The organism is Leptotrichia hongkongensis (assembly GCF_041538065.1).
GTDB lineage: Bacteria > Fusobacteriota > Fusobacteriia > Fusobacteriales > Leptotrichiaceae > Leptotrichia > Leptotrichia hongkongensis.
In genome coordinates this window covers 1-16,295 of sequence record NZ_JBGORW010000005.1, presented here as the reverse complement: position 1 = coordinate 16,295, position 16,295 = coordinate 1, and the positions used below count along the sequence as shown (strand labels likewise).

Here is a 16,295-nt window from a genome sequence, read left to right as displayed (position 1 = left end):
TTTTTTATTAAAATATTTTGTTTTTTTATTTTATATCAATTATTTTTTTACAGTTGTTCCTATATTATCACCTTGAGCCATTTTTAAGATGTTCCCCTCTTCCAAGGCGTTAAATACCACAATTGGCATTTGATTTTCCCTACATAATGAAAGTGCTGCTGTATCCATTACTCCAAGATTTTTTGAAATAGCTTCATCAAAAGTTACTGTATCATATCTTACAGCATCATCAAACTTCATCGGATCTTTGTCATAAATTCCATCAACTTTTGTTCCTTTCGCAAGTACATCTGCCTGAATTTCCACAGCTCTCAATGCTCCCGAAGAATCTGTCGTAAAATAAGGATTGCTTGTTCCACCTGCAAAAATAACAACTCTTCCTTTTTCCAGATGTCTTATTGCTTTACGTCTGATATAAAGCTCGGCTACTTGCGGCATTTGAAGCGCTGTCATAACTCTTGTTGGTACTCCTATGCTTTCAATCGCATTTTGCAGTGCAAGCCCATTCATGATTGTTGCAAGCATTCCCATTGTATCTCCAGTCACTCTGTCAAAGCCTTTTTCCATCCCGCTTATTCCACGAAAAATATTTCCACCACCAATAACGATAGCAATTTGCACACCTTTTTCATGCACATCCTTTATCTGTTTTGCAAAACTTTCAAGCACTTCATTTGAAAAACCAAATTCTTTGTTCCCTGCAAGTGCTTCTCCACTTAGTTTTAATAATATTCTTTTATATTTAAGCATTATAGGAGCCTCCATGAATTTTATAGGTTATACTCTAACCCCCGTTTAAAAATTTACGAAAAAATAAGGGGATAATTCCCCTTATAATTAATTTCCAGAAATTTGTGCAGCTACTTCAGCAGCGAAATCTACTTCTTCTTTTTCGATTCCTTCTCCAACTTTAAATCTGTCAAATGAATTTATTGTACTTGGGGCAATAAATTGTTCGATAGTAACACTGTCATCTCTAACATATTTTTGTTGTACTAAGCAGTTTTCTTCGTAGAATTTTCTCATTTTTCCATCCAATATTTTTTCAATGATATTAGCTGGTTTCCCTTCTGATTCTAACTGATGTCTTGCAATTTCTTTTTCTCTTTCCAAATCATCAGCTGTAACTTGTGATTTATCTAAATATTTTGGATCCATTGCTGCAATGTGCATTGCAACACCTTTTGCTTTTTCAATATTTTCAGGAGTAGCTTCTCCATTAACATTTAATAATACACCAATTTTTCCACCTAAGTGAATATAAGTTTCGATAAATCCATCAGTTGAAACAACTTTTAATCTTCTAATATTCATATTTTCACCAATTTTAGCAATTAATTCTGTCAAATGAGTTTCAACAGTTTTTCCTTCAAGTTCAAATGCTTTTAATTCATCTTCGCTTGTCAAGTCATGGCTTAAAGTCAATCCTACCAATTTTTCTCCAAAAGATTTGAATTCATCATTTTTAGCAACGAAGTCAGTTTCAGAGTTGAATTCTAAGATAGCACCTTTTTTTCTATCTTCAGATATTGCTGCAAATACCAATCCTTCTGCTGCAACTCTTCCAGATTTTTTAGCTGCCTTAGCAATTCCTTTTTCTCTTAACCAGTCAATTGCTTTTTCAATATCTCCATCATTTTCTTGTAAAGCTTTTTTACAGTCAAGCATTCCTGCTCCTGTTCTTTCTCTTAATTCTTTAATAAGTGCTGTTGTAATTGCCACTTTATTTCCCTCCTATTTATTGTTATCAGTTCCTTTAAATTCGGTAAAAAAATATTTATTTTGATTATGATTAATATTCGTCTGGATTGTTTTTTAAAATTATAGCACAGACAATGTATGGTAGTATTCCAGTTCCAAATGCAGATGCAAAAATAACCCAGAATATTCTTATAACATTTGAATCAATATCAAAATATTCTGCTATTCCTCCACAAACTCCTGCTATTTTTCTATCTTTTAATGATTTATATAATTTTTTTTTCATATTATTTCCTCCTAAAATACATTTCATAGTAAATTATTTAACTAAAAGAAAAAGTAAATCTTTTCTAAAAAATTAAATAATTTTGTATTTTGGCACATCAAATTTTATATATATCTTTGATTTTTAAAAATTATTCTTCAGTTACTACTTCTTCTACTACTTCCTCAACGATTTCTTCGTTTGCAGGAACTTCTACTTCTGCTCCTTCAACAACATTTTCAATTCCACCGTTTCCTTCAATTGCAGCATTTGCAATAACTTGTGCAAATAATTTTACTGATCTTATAGCATCATCATTTGCTGGAATTTTGTAAGTTACTAAATCAGGATCTACGTTTGTATCGATTAATGCGATTACAGGAATTCCTAATTTTTTAGCTTCTTCTAATGCTAAGAATTCTTTTTTGATGTCAACTACAAACAATGCTGCTGGTAAAGTGTTCATATCTTTAATTCCACCAATATTTTTAGAAAGTTTTGCCATTTCTTTTCTTAATAATCCAGCTTCTTTTTTAGTGTATGCTTCGTCTAAAGTTCCATCTGCATCCATTTCTTCAAGTTCTTTTAATCTTTTTACTCTTTTTTTGATTGTTTCCAAGTTAGTTAAAAGTCCACCTAACCATCTGTGGTTTACATAGAATCCTCCAGCTCTTTCAGCTTCTTCCTTAACTGCTTCCTGAGCTTGTTTTTTAGTTCCTACGAATAATACTTTTCCACCTTCTTCAGAGATTTGTCTTACAAATTCATAAGCTGCTTCAGTTGCTCCTAAAGTTTGGTGTAAATCCAAAATATGGATTCCATTTCTTTCTGTAAAAATGTAAGGTTTCATTTTAGGGTTCCATCTTTTTGCCTGATGTCCAAAATGTGCTCCTACTTCTAATAATTGTTTCATTGTAATTACTGCCATTACGTTTTTCCTCCTAATTTTTTTTGGTTTTTCTCCCACTTTTCTTTAAAAGACAGATTGTAATTTTTACTTTTTATTTTATAATATTTATAAAAATAAATTTTAAAATTCCAACACCCTATCCTTAAATAATACAAAGTGTGATTAATCATAGTATTCTAACATTTTTTTATAACTTTTGTCAATACTCTAAAAACTTTCTATCAATTTTACCTGATCATCAAGTAGAACTGTTCGCATTTTTTCGTTTCTTTCCTGCTTTAATTCATTATATTTTGCAATGAAGCTTTCTTCTGTTAATCTTTGATCTTTCAATTTATCAACTTCACGTTTAAAGTCACGTTCGTATTTTAAAATACGTGATTTTTGCTCGTTTGTCAAATTAATACTATCAACAAAATTTTTGACTTTATCAATTTTTTCATCAAATAATGCTTTTTGAGAGTTTATATAGGAATTATAGGCTTCAAACTGTTCATTTGTCAAAATTTTTGCAATTGCTCTGTATCTTTCCTGCTCTATTTTTCCAATTTTTATTTTTTTCTTGTCGAATCGGATCAATTCTTTTTCTACTCCTTCAGCTTTTTTTTGATATTCATCAAATATTTTTGATAACTTTATTTGCTGATTTTTATTAGCATGTATAGCTTTAAACAAATCACTTTTAGAAATTTTTACACTATAGATTTTTTCATAATAGTCCTCATAGGAATAGGATAAAACACTTATTCCCATTACCAACGTAAGTAAAAGTGCTATTTTCTTTACTTTATTCATTCTCATCCTTTCATTAATTCATAATTCAATTTTTAAATTTTTTAGATATTTTCTAGTTATTTGAATTATTGTAGTTTGGCGCTTCCTTTGTAATAATAACGTCGTGAGGATGGCTTTCCTTCAGTCCTGCTCCTGTTATTTTTACAAATTTTCCATTTTCTTTTAATTCCTTAATTGTACCAGTTCCACAGTATCCCATTCCAGAACGAAGTCCACCGCAAATTTGGTAAACTGTATCCTTTAATGCACCTTTATATGGAACCATTGATTCAATTCCTTCTGGAACTAATTTTTCTGTTGCTGCTTCAAGCTGAAAGTATCTGTCACTACTACCTCTCTTCATTGCCGCAAGCGATCCCATTCCTGCATAAGTCTTAAATTTTCTTCCGTTGTACAAAATTTCTTCTCCTGGTGCTTCATCAGTTCCCGCAAGCATTCCTCCTAGCATAACGCAGTCCGCTCCAGCCGCAATAGCTTTTACAACATCTCCAGATAATTTTATTCCACCATCAGCAATAAGTCCGATTCCTTTATCTTTACAAACTTGTGCAATATTCATTACAGCTGAAATTTGTGGCACTCCAACTCCTGAAACAACTCTAGTTGTACAGATTGAACCTGGTCCAACTCCGACTTTTACTGCATTTACTCCTGCTTCTATCAAGTCAAGCGCTGCCTCTGGAGTTACGATATTTCCTCCGATTATGTCTAAATCAGGGAAAACCTCTCTAATTTCCTTTATTTTATTAATAACTCCTTTTGAATGTCCGTGTGCCGAATCAACAGCAATAATATCAACTCCAGCTTCTACTAGAGCTGTAACTCTTCTTACTGTATCAGTTCCAACTCCAACTCCTGCTCCCACTCTAAGTCTACCGTGTTCATCTTTTGCAGCATTAGGATAATTTATAACATTGTCAATATCTTTAATTGTAATCAAACCTTTTAATTTAGTACCTTCAACTATTGGCAATTTTTCTATTCTATTTTCCAGAAGAATAGATTTTGCACCTTCAAGAGTTGTTCCAACAGGGGCAGTTACCAAATTATCTTTCGTCATAATATCTACAACTTTTAATGATAAATCTTCTCTATATTTCAAGTCACGATTAGTAATAATTCCTTTTAAATTACCATCATTATCAACTACAGGAAGTCCCGAGACTTTATAATTTTTCATCAAGTCATTTGCATCTTTTAAAATAGCATCTTCTTTTAATGTAATCGGATTTGTAATCATACCGCTTTCGTATCTTTTTACTTTTGATACCTCTTCAGCCTGTCTTTCAATTGTCATATTTTTATGAATAAATCCAATTCCACCTTCTCTTGCAAGCGCAATTGCAAGTTTTGATTCTGTAACTGTATCCATTGCGGCACTTAGTATTGGTATATTTAGTACCAATTTTTTAGTTAAATTTGTTTTCAGTGACACTTCGTGCGGTACCACATCTGATGCCTGTGGAATTAATAGTACATCATCAAAAGTCAATCCTTCAGAAATTACAATTTTATCTTTTTGACTCATTTTAAACATCCTCCTCATTTTATTTTTAAAATTTTAATTATTTATCCTGCAAGTTTAGTAAACCAAGTGAAATTTTACAAAAACTCTTTTTTAAATTATACCATTTTAGCACGAAATAAGTCATAATTTCAATACTTTTTTTCAAAAGATTTTCTATTTTATGTTAATTTAGATGCTAAATAAAAGTCAGAGTTTCTAAAAGAACCTGTCCGCCATCTACTACTATTGTTTGTCCTGTAATAAATCCAGCTTCTCGGCTTGCTAGAAAAACTGCTGTATACCCTATATCTTCAGGTTTTCCCAAAGTGTATACTGGTATTATTTCTTTTATTTGATTCATATAGCTTTTAGAATTTTCCATGCTTAAAAGTCCATCGCTTATAATATTTCCTGGTTGAATTGCATTCACTGTAATTCCATATTTTGCATATTCTATAGCTGCACTTCGCATAAATCCAAGTTGAGCGGATTTGCTAGCTCCATAGTGTGCCCATCCCGATAGTCCTGTAATAGGCCCTGTAATCGAAGAGGTCAGTATTACTCGTCCATAACTTTGCTTTTTCATATATTTTAGTGCTGCTTTTGTTACAAAAAAAGTCCCTTTCATGTTTATATTTTGTACTTCATCCCAGTCTTTCTCTGTCATTTTTTCAATACTTGTTCTAGGAAAAATACCTGCATTTGAACAAAGTATGCTTATTTTTCCGTATTCTTCGTAAATACTTTGAATTGTATAATCTACCAAATCTTTATTTGTAACATCAAAATGACGAAATTCAACTCCCATCTCATTTGCAACTTCTTTTCCTCTATTTTTGTCAATGTCTCCTATAATCACTTTTGCCCTTGCCTGCTTCAATGCCTTTGCAATTCCCTTTCCAATGCCTTTTGCCCCACCTGTAACAAGAGCAACTTCCCCAGCCAGATCAAACATTTTAATCACACCTTTCATTCCATATTTTAAATTAAAATTTTTTAATTTAATCAATTTTCAAAGGATTAGAGTTTATTGTTTTATCTCCACTTTTCCTTTCTTGCAAATCTTTATTTGCTTTTACTAGTTGCTCTGCAAATTGTAAACTGTTTAAAACAGCACTGTATTCCTTGTATTTTATTTTATTTGTTTTTTTAATCTCTTGTGCAATATCAACAAGCGTATCATACATAGTGTATCTCAATTCATTATCCTTCTGTGCCATAAATATATAAGCTTCTTTAGAATTTTCAAATGCTTCGTCATATTTTTCCATTCCAATATAATTTAAAAATAAAAGATAATAAGCATCTGCTTCATATTTATTTTTTAATGATTCTGTTATATAAGAGTAATCAAGCTTATTCATTTTTTTATACTTTTCTATTGCTAATTTTACATATTTTATCGAATCTAAATAATTTTTATTCCGAAAATGTATTGCAGCTAACGAAAAATATCCTTCTGGAAAATCAGGAAATAATTTTATCATTTTTTTAACAAGAGCCAACTGTTCTTTCTCCATATTCACTTGTCCATATCTTACTGCAAGATTATTATATGCCATTGGATTTTTGGGATTAGCCTCTATAGCTTTCTCGAAATACTCCATTGAACGTTTAATATTATTTTCTTGCTGATAAACTAATATTCCCAAATAATAATATGGTAAATAATTTTTTTTGTCTTCCTCTATTGCCTGTAAAAACAATTTTTTCGCCTCTTCATAGTCATCCTGTATCTCAATAGCCTTAAATGTTGTTTCAATAGACTTTTTATTAATGCCAAGTTCATTTAACTCTTTTCTAGTCAAATCTTCTACTTCCTTCTGTTCCTTTTTTTCCAGGTCTATCTCTTTAAATTTTTTCTTATCACTTTCGCTAAGTTTCTCAATTGTTTCTTTTATAGTCATTTCACCAATATTTTTAGTTTTATTTTCAGTTACCGAAGTATTATTTTTTGATGTATTTACCTTTGCCGAAAATCCATAAAAACTGCATAAAATAAAACTAACCAATAAAAATTTTTTCATTCTCATCACTCCCTTTTTATTATTTTTAACTCTTAAGTCCCCCTTAAGCATTCAAAATCAAATTTTTTTACTTTTTTAAACTTTTTTGATTAATAAGTTTTTCTTCAGGTTTAATTTTATTGTATTTCCAGTAAATTAACCAATTCTATAATTTGTTCATTCAATTCATAAAGATTATCATCAAAATCAGATTTATTGTTTGTTTTAACAGAATTATAATTTAAAATATATGGCAAAGATAGTTCTGGTAATTTAATTACAATATAATTTGAAAAAACCTTTGGTAATTCATCAAGTTCTATCCACTCATCTTCTGCCAGCAAAATTTGATTCTTTTTAATTTCATTAAACTTATCAAAGTCTAAAAGTTTTTTTCGTAGGTTTAGAATTTTTTGTCTTATATTCTTATTTTTTAATATCATTTGCTTTTCATTGTCAAAATATGGATAATTATTATCAAATAAAACATTACTAAATAATGTTGTTTTAAAATTTAATAAATCGATATTTATCTTTTTTATAGCATTTATATCTAATCCTCCGCCTATTTTATACTTTGGAACATACAAAAAATTAGAACATTTATTTTCAAAAATTACACAGTATCCTTTTATTATTTGAATTTCCATTCCAGTTTTAATTTTCTCTGTGATAACTGGATAATATTCATAATAAGTTATTTCTCTTAATTTTTTGGCTTCAGAAAAAATTACTACTTGCAATAATAAAAAATAAATTATAACTTTCATTTATTTATATCTCCTTCGTATACCCTTTTTGAATTTACTCTTCTAATGCATTCAATCTTACAATCTCTACAATCACATCAGTTGCCAGAATCATACTCTCAAGTGCCACGAATTCATATTTCCCATGGAAATTTTCTCCACCTGCGAAAATATTTGGTGTAGGAAGTCCCATAAATGAGATTTTTGAACCGTCTGTTCCACCACGGATTGGCTTGATTATTGGTTTTATTTCAAGGTTTTCCATTGCTTTTTTGGCTATTTCTACGATTTCCATGTGATCTTTTATAATTTCTCCCATGTTGTAATATTGATCTTTTATTTCAACTGTTACTAATTCTTTTTTGTATTTTTCATTAATTTTTTTTGCGACATTTTGAGCAAATTTCTTTTTTTCTTCAAACTTCTGTCTGTCGTGATCTCTTAAAATGTATGATAATTCAGCATCTTCACAATTTGCACGAATTTTTTCAAGAAAATAAAATCCTTCGTATCCTTCTGTCTTTTCAGGCACTTCATCTGCTGGAAAGCTATTTATAATCTCTGCAGCTATTAAACTTGCATTTATCATTTTTCCTTTGGCTGTTCCTGGATGAACACTTTTACCTCTTATTTTAAATACAGCTCCAGCTGCATTAAAACTTTCATATTCAAGTTCTCCCACTGGTCCGCCATCCATTGTATAAGCAAAATCCGCTCCAAATTCATCTACATTAAAGTTATCTGCTCCACGCCCAATTTCCTCATCAGGCCCAAACGCCACTTTTACCGTTCCATGTTTGATTTCTGGATGATTAATCAAATATTTCATAGCCTCAATAATTTCCACAACTCCAGCCTTGTCATCAGCTCCCAGAAGTGTTGTTCCATCAGTAGTAATTACAGTTTTTCCAACATATTCCTTTAAATTTGGAAATTCATGAGTAGATAATACAATATTTTGTTCCGTATTCAAGACAATATCTTTCCCATCATAGTTTTCCACAATCTGTGGATTTACATTAACTGCATTAAAATCAGCAGTATCCATATGTGCAATAAATCCAATAGTTTTCACATCTTTATCAACATTACTTTTCAAAGTCGCATTAACAAAGCAATTTTCATTCACATACACATCTTCCATCCCTATTTCTTCCAGCTCTTTTACAAGCATTTTGGCAAATTCAAGCTGTGTTGGTGTCGATGGAATACTCTCACTTTTTTCATTCGATCTAGTTTCAATCTTTACATATTTCAAAAATCTATCCTTTAATGTTTCATATTTGTTCAAATCCATTTATTTTCCCTACTTTCTCCATATTTTATAATTATAACCTATTTTACAATTTTTTACAGTTTTTTTCAATGCTAATCAAATAATTTATAAATAAATTTATAAAAATATAAACTATATAATTATAGAATAATATTTTTATTAATACTATTTCCTATTTAAAGAGCAAAAATCAAAAAAGTTATGAAATCAAAGTCATTTTTTAGTTTGTCGCAATATATTATACAATCTATGATTATTAATAAATATTTTTTCATAATTCCATGTTTTTTCTTTTTATATAAGCAAGGGAAATCAATCGCCATTTCCCGTCATTTCGCAATAATAGTTATTTTAACATATTTAACTAATAGAATATTAAAGAGAATGGCGAAAGTGCTACGCACTAACCCTGGCTCGTCTAAGCATTTTTTTGAAATATTCCCAAATTTTATTTGGGAAAGTAGCCTAAACATTTATTATTTGGATAAACCTAAATTACTACGAAAACGAAACTCGCTAACACTCACTTTCGCAAATAAAGATTAGAGCAGCTCTATAAAATATATTTACTATGAAGGTTCTGGCGAAAGAAACACATAAATGTGTTTAGTCGTTTTTATTCCAAAAAAATCACGACATTCTATGCTAAATTATATAGATTACTATATTTAAATTCTAGGCTTTTGTATTTAGAAAATATTAAATAAGCAAAATTTCGTTAAAGGAAAAATAACTAAATACGAATGTATTTCTTTCGCCATAATTTTTATAATGATAGAACTTATTTATGTTAAAATAACTCTTATTTGCGAAAGTGAGCGTAGTTTTACGAAGCGAGTTTTATTTTTTCTTTATAAGAAAGTTTTGCGTAAGCGGGGTTGTAAGGGCATGGCGTCTGATGCCCTTACGTTAAAAAAACATATAAATGAAATAAGAAAAAACATTTATTAATAATAATATTTATAAATAAAATTACAAAAATCTTTAAGATGGATACTTAAGAATTAAATTTAATTTTTTTTAACAAAGTTATCAAATTATAAAAAAATCACAGTTACTCAAACCATGATTCTAGTATTTTTTCTAATAAAGTTTTCTCTTTAAATTTATTGTTTAATCTAAATTATTCTAATCTTTAAATTTTATTTCAAAATTCTCTACAATATCCGAATGCTGACATCAACATCCGTATTTAAATATAACTTTTCATTCTTTCGTAAAAATGCCTTCCAAACTGTTCTATTTTCTAAATATACATCAACCGTTTCAAATTTAGAAATATCTATTTTTTCAAGTTTTACTTCTTTTTCTTCCAAATTAACTATTTTTCTAAAATTTTTTTCAATATTCTCATCTATTCTTTCATCATCAACAAAATAAATCTGATTTATTAATGCACTTGCATATTCTTTCAAATTATTTATAAAATCATCACTGTAATGACTCGTAAATAACCATTGATAGATAACATCCTTTAGTGTCAAAATCTCTATTTCCAATATTTCCTTATTAGAATATATCAGTTTCATATTTTCCACAGTAAATCCCATAGATGTGAAAAAATAATGTTTTTCGTGTGCCTCAAGATAATTTGGAACAGTATAAATCATATTTCCAAATCTACGCAAGTAAACATTCTCACCATTAGTAAGTTCCCAGTTGTATTTCTCCTCATTTTTGTTTTCTCCATAATAATTTCTCCACTTTAAATTATATTCTTCACCCCAAAATACGACCTTATCTTTTTTCATAATTTGAATCATCTCTATTTCATACCTGTCATTATAAATCCAATTGCCTAAATCTTCATGAAAAAATCCGACTTCAATCCATTTCATTATAATGCTTTCCCGTTTCCATTTCACATTTTCACTTGGCATCTAACACCTCTTTTCATTAGTAATTCGCGTGATATAAATATAAAAAAATTCAAATCCAAATCAATCTACTGTTTTTTTATTCCCGAAAACTTAGTCAGCACATCATCCTGTATAGTCCCAGCCCACTTTGCCACTTGCCTCAACGTTATTCTCTTGGTAATTCCATTTTCAATATTCTTCTGACTTCCAACAATTACAACTTCATCATTTACTTCCACATTTTCTATGTCCGTTAAATCAACAAAAATCATATCCATACAAATTTCTCCAATAATTTTTGCCTTCTGTCCATTTACTAAAACATATGCTTCTTCTGAATTTTCAATTTGCTTTTGAAATCCATGTGCATAGCCTATTGATACAATGCCTATTTTAGAGTCTCTGTTTACAATGCCTTTACTTCCATAGGAAATTTTATCATTTTTTTTCACGTTTCTTATGTTTATAATTTGTGATTTTACTGTTATAACGTCTAATAATCCCACATCATAAGATAAAGGCTCCATTCCATAAAGTGCCATTCCTACCCTTGCAAAATCATAATTGTATTTTTGTCCATATTTAAAGAGTAACGGGCTTGCCTGCAAATGTTTGTACTGGTATTTTACATTATTTTTATCAAATATCTTTAAAATATTTTCATATTTTTCAACTTGCTTTTCAGTTTCAATTTGATTTTCTGCATCTGAAATATGAGAAAAAATCGAGATTATTTCCAGTTTGTTATTTTTAGAATTTATTTCATATTTTTTTATTTTTTCAATTAATTTCAAAATCTCATTTTCATTAAATCCAAGCCTGTTCATTCCACTGTTTATTTTTATATGGATTTTCAAAACTGTATTTTCAAAGGATTTATCCAAAATTTTTAAGTAATCGGATAATTGTGAAAAATTAAAAATTGTAAATTCAACATTATTTTCTATCACATATTTCAAATTTTTAGGCTCAATATAATTAAGTGCCATTATCTTTATTTTTTTATTTTCCAAAAAAATTAGTTTTTTTTCTTTTTCAAATTTTTTTAGAATTTCACGAATTTTTATCGCTTCCTCAATATATGCCACTGCAAAGTAATTACAATTATTTTCTAACAATATAGGAAAAATATTTTCAATTCCCAGTCCATAAGCATTATCTTTAATTACACAAACGATATTTTTATTTATAGAACGTATTTTTCCCAAGTTCCTTTTTAGATTTTCCCTATTTATTTCCAAATTTACTAACATTTTTTATTGTTTCTCTCCTTGACAAATTCCTAAACTGTTATTATTAATGGAGCCATTATTCCTAAAAGGATAACTAATCTCAAAAGCAGGATTTTACGATAAATTTTTTGATACTGTATTTCAGGTATTCCTTTCTCTTTTAGGAAAAATCCGATTGCTGTGATTTTATTAGAAGTGTCGCTTCTACTGTAACGGTTTACATACGGTTCGAATAATATTTTTTCTCCATTAACTGTCAAATGTATTCTTGGTGTTCCCACATATTTATCCATGTATCCTGTCGTATTTTTACTATCCAAATTTTTTCCATTTAATGAAACTGCCCCATTTTCAACTTTTAACTTGTCAATTCTCAAAAAAATAAACAAAATCCAGACAACAATGGCAGCAACTGGCAAAAAAGCTGAAATTGTCCTTGCAACTGGAATTTTTTCCAGCAAAGTAAATGCTATCCCATAAACAATAGACAATATCGCCATTAATATCAGAATTTTATCCACTCCCTTGTGAATTAATCCATTTAGTTCAATTTTTTCATTAGTAATTTCCATAATAAACAGCTCCTTTCCAGCCTTTTTTTATTTAACAAACAATACTAAAAACTGAAATCAAAATTTATAATTTATCCAAATCTATTTTTTAGTCTGAAAAACAATTAATATTTATTTTTCTTCCAGAAGTCCTGATGCAATGAGCTTTCTAAATGCTCTTGCCCGATGGCTCACACTTTTTCTTTCTTCGTCATCTGCTTCTCCAAATGATTTTTCTAGTTCATACGAATAAAAAATTGGATTGTAGCCAAATCCATTATTACCTCTTGCTTCAAACAAAATTTCTCCTTCTATTTCTCCACGAAACGAATGAATTTCCCCATTTGGGAAGGCAATACTTACAACAGATACAAAATGTGCTTTTCTATTTTCTTTTTTCACATCCTTCAGAAGTTCCAGCATTTTTTGGTTCTTTTCGCTGTCAGTCGCATTTTCTCCTCCAAATCTTGCTGAATAAACTCCAGGCCCTCCATCTAAAGCATCTACACAAAGTCCTGAATCATCTGAAATTGTTACAATATTTGTATAATCCGCAATTTCCTTTGCCTTTTTTCGTGAATTTTCCTCAAAAGTTTCTCCATCCTCCACAACATCAGGAATATCAAGTCCATCTAAAATTGTTACAACTTCTAAATCCATCCCTTCTGTCAGTTTTTCAAAATCTTTTATTTTTCCCTTATTTTTAGTCGCTAAAAATACTTTCATTGTATCGCTTTCCTTTCTCACGCAAAATAGGGGTATACTTACCCCCACCTAAAGATTTTTTTCTTCTGTATAATTATCTTTTATAATTTTATTTACAATATTGTGAACTTCCTTTTTTTCTTCTCTTGACATAGGTTTTAAATCTACTGGCTTATCCACAACAATTTTTATATTTTTATTTGGCGTTACCTTTAAACTTTTACGGCTTTGCACTTCATAAGTTCCAATAATTGTGATTGGCAAAATTCTTGCATCTGTATCTGTTGCAAGTTTAAAGCTTCCTTTTTTAAATTCACCAATTGTACCATCCTCACTTCTGCTTCCTTCAGGGAAAATTACATAAGAATGCCCTTTTTTTATTTTACTTATCGCATCTTTCATATCCTTCATTCCCTGTCTTGCATTTTTTCTATCCAAAAATATACAGTCAAAGGAACGCATCCAACGTCCAATTGCAGGCCATCTTTTCATTTCCTTTTTTGCAATGAAAGAAAAATCAAGTGGCAAATATCCTAATAATGCAGGAATATCTACATTACTCTGATGATTTGAAATTAATATAACTGCTTCTTTTGTGTCTCGTATTTTTTTTATTTCTTCTTCACTGCCATTTTTATAAATAACTTTTACTTTGCTTCCAGCTCCCCAAATTAGATTTTTCCCCCAATTTTTGGCTACTCGGCATACATATCTATATCTTTTTTCGCCTTTATTGAATATTAGATACCATATATGAACAAAACTTCCATAAACAAAAGTTCCAACTAACACAAGATGGTAAAATATCGTTCTCATACGATTTTCCTCCTTTACCGTTATTCATAATTTTCTTTATATTCTTTCAGCTTTCTAAAAATTTTGTCAAGGGAAAAACCTTGTCTTGCTAAGTACTGTATAAATTTCTGTTCTTCCTTTACTTTTTTTTCTTCCCTCTCATTATTTATATTAATCTTTTTACTATTTTTTTCAATTAATTTTTCTAACTTTGTGTCATCGACATTTTCTTCTTTTTCCTCATCTAAAGTCAGATAAGCCTTTTCAACTGTGACTTTATCAATTCCTTTTTGAAAAAGGTTGTAGGAAATACGATTTTTCCCATAAGTTCTGCCTTCAATATACGAAATAGCATAATTTAGATCATTTAGATACCTTAGTTCTTCCAACTTCTCTATTGCCTGTAAAATAGCTGACTTGTTTCTAAATTTTTCTTCCAGCTTTAATCGTATTTCTTTTTTTGTCCTGTCTTTTAATGAAATCAGAAAAATCCCTTTTTCAAGAGCGGCTTCATACGAAATCTCATCATAAAACCTCTCAATATTGTCATTTACCTTTAAATCGTATTTCTGCCTGATAAGAGGACTTATATCCATAATTTCCTCAGTATCAAGATATATCTTATTACGATAAATTTTATTAATCTTCATCTGTTTCTGCTTCTTTATTTTCAGTATTTTCAGATTCAACAGTTTCTACTATTTTTAGTTGCTCTGTTTCCTGTTTTGGACGAATAGCATCAAGCACTTGCTTTTCAAGCCGTTCATATATTTCCTTGTTTTCCTTTAGCATATTTTCAACATTTACACGTCCCTGTCCTAAACGCTCATCGCCATAACTGAACCATGCTCCACTTTTTGAAGCAATTCCAAGATTAATAGCCGCATCAAGTACTTCCCCAATTTTAGAAATTCCTGTTCCATACATAACATTAAATTTAGCTTCTTTAAATGGCGGTGCAACTTTATTTTTCGTAACTTTTACTACAACTTCACTTCCAATAACATCGTCTCCCTGCTTAACAGAACCTACTCTTTTTACTTCCATTCTTACAGTTGAAAAGAATTTTAAAGCACGTCCTCCTGAAGTCGTTGTCTGGACTCCTGGAACAAATGAGAATCCTCCAATTTTTTCTCTTATTTGGTTAATAAAAATCATAACTGTATCAGATTTTGAGATACTTCCTGTTAATTTTCTAAGTGCTTTTGACATAAGTCTTGCCTGAAGCCCCATTTGCTGATCGCCCATCTCTCCTTCAATTTCAGCTTTTGGAACAAGTGCCGCAACTGAATCGACAACAATTACATCCATTGCTCCACTTCTTACAAGCATATCTGAAATTTCAAGTGCCTGCTCCCCTGTATCAGGCTGTGAAATTAAAAGTTCATCAATATTTACTCCAAGAGCCTTTGCATAAACTGGATCTAAAGCATGTTCCGCATCAATAAATGCCACCGTTCCTCCAGCCTTCTGAGCTTCCGCAATAATATGAAGTGCAAGTGTTGTTTTCCCTGAAGATTCCGCTCCATAAATCTCAACAATTCTTCCTCTTGGCACCCCACCAATTCCAAGCGCTATATCCAAATTCAAGCTTCCTGTAGAAATAGCCCTTATATTCATTTTCTGATTTTCACCAAGTTTCATTACAGCACCATCACCATAGTCCTTCTGAATCTGCTTTAGTGCCAAGTCAAGCATTTTCTCCTTTTCGCTTAACGCTTTATCATCCTTTTCTTTTTCTTCAGCTTTTTTTCTAGCCATTATACCCTCTCCTTATTTATTATTATATTCCAAACATTATTATATCACAATTTGATTTCTTTTTATATATTTTTTCTTTTCTATTTTTGATTTCTTTTGTATAGATGTCAAACATTTGTTACAAAAATATATTAAAAAAAATATTTCTTCCCTAATGTATCTTTAACCTACTGATTTTCCTTG

General features: G+C 30.0%; 17 protein-coding genes. All 17 read right to left on the bottom strand.

All coding sequences use genetic code 11. The features are described 5' to 3' along the window. Positions 1-39: 39 nt before the first annotated feature. A complete protein-coding gene (gene pyrH, locus ACEG17_RS04750; protein ID WP_147005068.1) occupies positions 40-750 on the bottom strand; it encodes a UMP kinase in 711 nt (236 codons plus the stop codon). 87 nt (positions 751-837) lie between these two features. Beyond that, entirely contained in the window at positions 838-1,722 is an 885-nt protein-coding gene (gene tsf / locus ACEG17_RS04745) for a translation elongation factor Ts (protein WP_021744241.1), read from the bottom strand. Positions 1,723-1,792: 70 nt separating this feature from the next. Beyond that, on the bottom strand, positions 1,793-1,987 hold the full coding sequence (locus ACEG17_RS04740; RefSeq protein WP_372582764.1) for a PspC domain-containing protein: 195 nt from the start codon (positions 1,985-1,987) through the stop codon (positions 1,793-1,795). A gap of 130 nt (positions 1,988-2,117) precedes the next feature. Beyond that, positions 2,118-2,894: a 30S ribosomal protein S2 gene (gene rpsB, locus ACEG17_RS04735; protein WP_372582763.1), complete on the bottom strand. Its 777-nt coding sequence runs from the start codon at positions 2,892-2,894 to the stop codon at positions 2,118-2,120. A 189-nt stretch (positions 2,895-3,083) separates the two neighbouring features. Next, positions 3,084-3,671 (bottom strand): viral A-type inclusion protein, encoded by a 588-nt coding sequence (locus ACEG17_RS04730; protein ID WP_372582762.1) that lies wholly within the window; start codon positions 3,669-3,671, stop codon positions 3,084-3,086. Between the two features lie 52 nt (positions 3,672-3,723). Beyond that, positions 3,724-5,199, bottom strand: a complete 1,476-nt coding sequence (guaB, locus tag ACEG17_RS04725; protein WP_372582761.1) for an IMP dehydrogenase — start codon at positions 5,197-5,199, stop codon at positions 3,724-3,726. A 175-nt stretch (positions 5,200-5,374) separates the two neighbouring features. Next, positions 5,375-6,133 carry an SDR family NAD(P)-dependent oxidoreductase gene (locus ACEG17_RS04720; protein ID WP_147005057.1) on the bottom strand — a complete coding sequence of 253 codons (759 nt, stop codon included), beginning with the start codon at positions 6,131-6,133 and terminating at the stop codon, positions 5,375-5,377. A 46-nt stretch (positions 6,134-6,179) separates the two neighbouring features. Further along, a complete protein-coding gene (locus ACEG17_RS04715; RefSeq protein WP_372582760.1) occupies positions 6,180-7,205 on the bottom strand; it encodes a tetratricopeptide repeat protein in 1,026 nt (341 codons plus the stop codon). Positions 7,206-7,321: 116 nt separating this feature from the next. Continuing rightward, complete coding sequence (locus ACEG17_RS04710; RefSeq protein WP_372582759.1) at positions 7,322-7,954, bottom strand: hypothetical protein; 633 nt, start codon at positions 7,952-7,954, stop codon at positions 7,322-7,324. A gap of 34 nt (positions 7,955-7,988) precedes the next feature. Then, positions 7,989-9,230: a peptidase T gene (gene pepT, locus ACEG17_RS04705; protein ID WP_372582758.1), complete on the bottom strand. Its 1,242-nt coding sequence runs from the start codon at positions 9,228-9,230 to the stop codon at positions 7,989-7,991. A gap of 1,136 nt (positions 9,231-10,366) precedes the next feature. Then, positions 10,367-11,089 carry a hypothetical protein gene (locus ACEG17_RS04700; protein ID WP_372582757.1) on the bottom strand — a complete coding sequence of 241 codons (723 nt, stop codon included), beginning with the start codon at positions 11,087-11,089 and terminating at the stop codon, positions 10,367-10,369. A 65-nt stretch (positions 11,090-11,154) separates the two neighbouring features. After that, entirely contained in the window at positions 11,155-12,321 is a 1,167-nt protein-coding gene (gene alr / locus ACEG17_RS04695; RefSeq protein ID WP_372582756.1) for an alanine racemase, read from the bottom strand. A gap of 29 nt (positions 12,322-12,350) precedes the next feature. Continuing rightward, on the bottom strand, positions 12,351-12,872 hold the full coding sequence (locus ACEG17_RS04690; RefSeq protein ID WP_006804757.1) for a hypothetical protein: 522 nt from the start codon (positions 12,870-12,872) through the stop codon (positions 12,351-12,353). 111 nt (positions 12,873-12,983) lie between these two features. Next, positions 12,984-13,577, bottom strand: a complete 594-nt coding sequence (locus ACEG17_RS04685; RefSeq protein WP_372582755.1) for an XTP/dITP diphosphatase — start codon at positions 13,575-13,577, stop codon at positions 12,984-12,986. 48 nt (positions 13,578-13,625) lie between these two features. Next, the gene (locus tag ACEG17_RS04680; protein ID WP_372582754.1) at positions 13,626-14,372 is read right to left on the bottom strand and encodes a lysophospholipid acyltransferase family protein; all 747 of its coding nucleotides are present in this window, start codon (positions 14,370-14,372) and stop codon (positions 13,626-13,628) included. A 20-nt stretch (positions 14,373-14,392) separates the two neighbouring features. Further along, entirely contained in the window at positions 14,393-15,001 is a 609-nt protein-coding gene (locus ACEG17_RS04675) for a regulatory protein RecX (protein ID WP_372582753.1), read from the bottom strand. Then, positions 14,991-16,112 carry a recombinase RecA gene (recA, locus tag ACEG17_RS04670; protein ID WP_372582752.1) on the bottom strand — a complete coding sequence of 374 codons (1,122 nt, stop codon included), beginning with the start codon at positions 16,110-16,112 and terminating at the stop codon, positions 14,991-14,993. Before recA ends, ACEG17_RS04675 begins: the two co-directional genes overlap by 11 nt. Between the last annotated feature and the right edge of the window lie 183 nt (positions 16,113-16,295).

Excerpts from the sequence above, each read along its gene's own strand:
- rpsB (WP_372582763.1), bottom strand. The coding sequence starts at position 2,894 with ATGGCAGTAATTACAATGAAACAATTATTAGAAGTAGGAGCACATTTT.
- ACEG17_RS04710 (WP_372582759.1), bottom strand. The coding sequence starts at position 7,954 with ATGAAAGTTATAATTTATTTTTTATTATTGCAAGTAGTAATTTTTTCT.
- recA (WP_372582752.1), bottom strand. The coding sequence starts at position 16,112 with ATGGCTAGAAAAAAAGCTGAAGAAAAAGAAAAGGATGATAAAGCGTTA.
- ACEG17_RS04740 (WP_372582764.1), bottom strand. The coding sequence starts at position 1,987 with ATGAAAAAAAAATTATATAAATCATTAAAAGATAGAAAAATAGCAGGA.
- ACEG17_RS04700 (WP_372582757.1), bottom strand. The coding sequence starts at position 11,089 with ATGCCAAGTGAAAATGTGAAATGGAAACGGGAAAGCATTATAATGAAA.
- ACEG17_RS04680 (WP_372582754.1), bottom strand. The coding sequence starts at position 14,372 with ATGAGAACGATATTTTACCATCTTGTGTTAGTTGGAACTTTTGTTTAT.
- guaB (WP_372582761.1), bottom strand. The coding sequence starts at position 5,199 with ATGAGTCAAAAAGATAAAATTGTAATTTCTGAAGGATTGACTTTTGAT.
- ACEG17_RS04730 (WP_372582762.1), bottom strand. The coding sequence starts at position 3,671 with ATGAATAAAGTAAAGAAAATAGCACTTTTACTTACGTTGGTAATGGGA.
- ACEG17_RS04720 (WP_147005057.1), bottom strand. The coding sequence starts at position 6,133 with ATGTTTGATCTGGCTGGGGAAGTTGCTCTTGTTACAGGTGGGGCAAAA.
- pyrH (WP_147005068.1), bottom strand. The coding sequence starts at position 750 with ATGCTTAAATATAAAAGAATATTATTAAAACTAAGTGGAGAAGCACTT.
- ACEG17_RS04685 (WP_372582755.1), bottom strand. The coding sequence starts at position 13,577 with ATGAAAGTATTTTTAGCGACTAAAAATAAGGGAAAAATAAAAGATTTT.
- pepT (WP_372582758.1), bottom strand. The coding sequence starts at position 9,230 with ATGGATTTGAACAAATATGAAACATTAAAGGATAGATTTTTGAAATAT.
- ACEG17_RS04690 (WP_006804757.1), bottom strand. The coding sequence starts at position 12,872 with ATGGAAATTACTAATGAAAAAATTGAACTAAATGGATTAATTCACAAG.
- ACEG17_RS04675 (WP_372582753.1), bottom strand. The coding sequence starts at position 15,001 with ATGAAGATTAATAAAATTTATCGTAATAAGATATATCTTGATACTGAG.
- alr (WP_372582756.1), bottom strand. The coding sequence starts at position 12,321 with ATGTTAGTAAATTTGGAAATAAATAGGGAAAATCTAAAAAGGAACTTG.
- ACEG17_RS04715 (WP_372582760.1), bottom strand. The coding sequence starts at position 7,205 with ATGAAAAAATTTTTATTGGTTAGTTTTATTTTATGCAGTTTTTATGGA.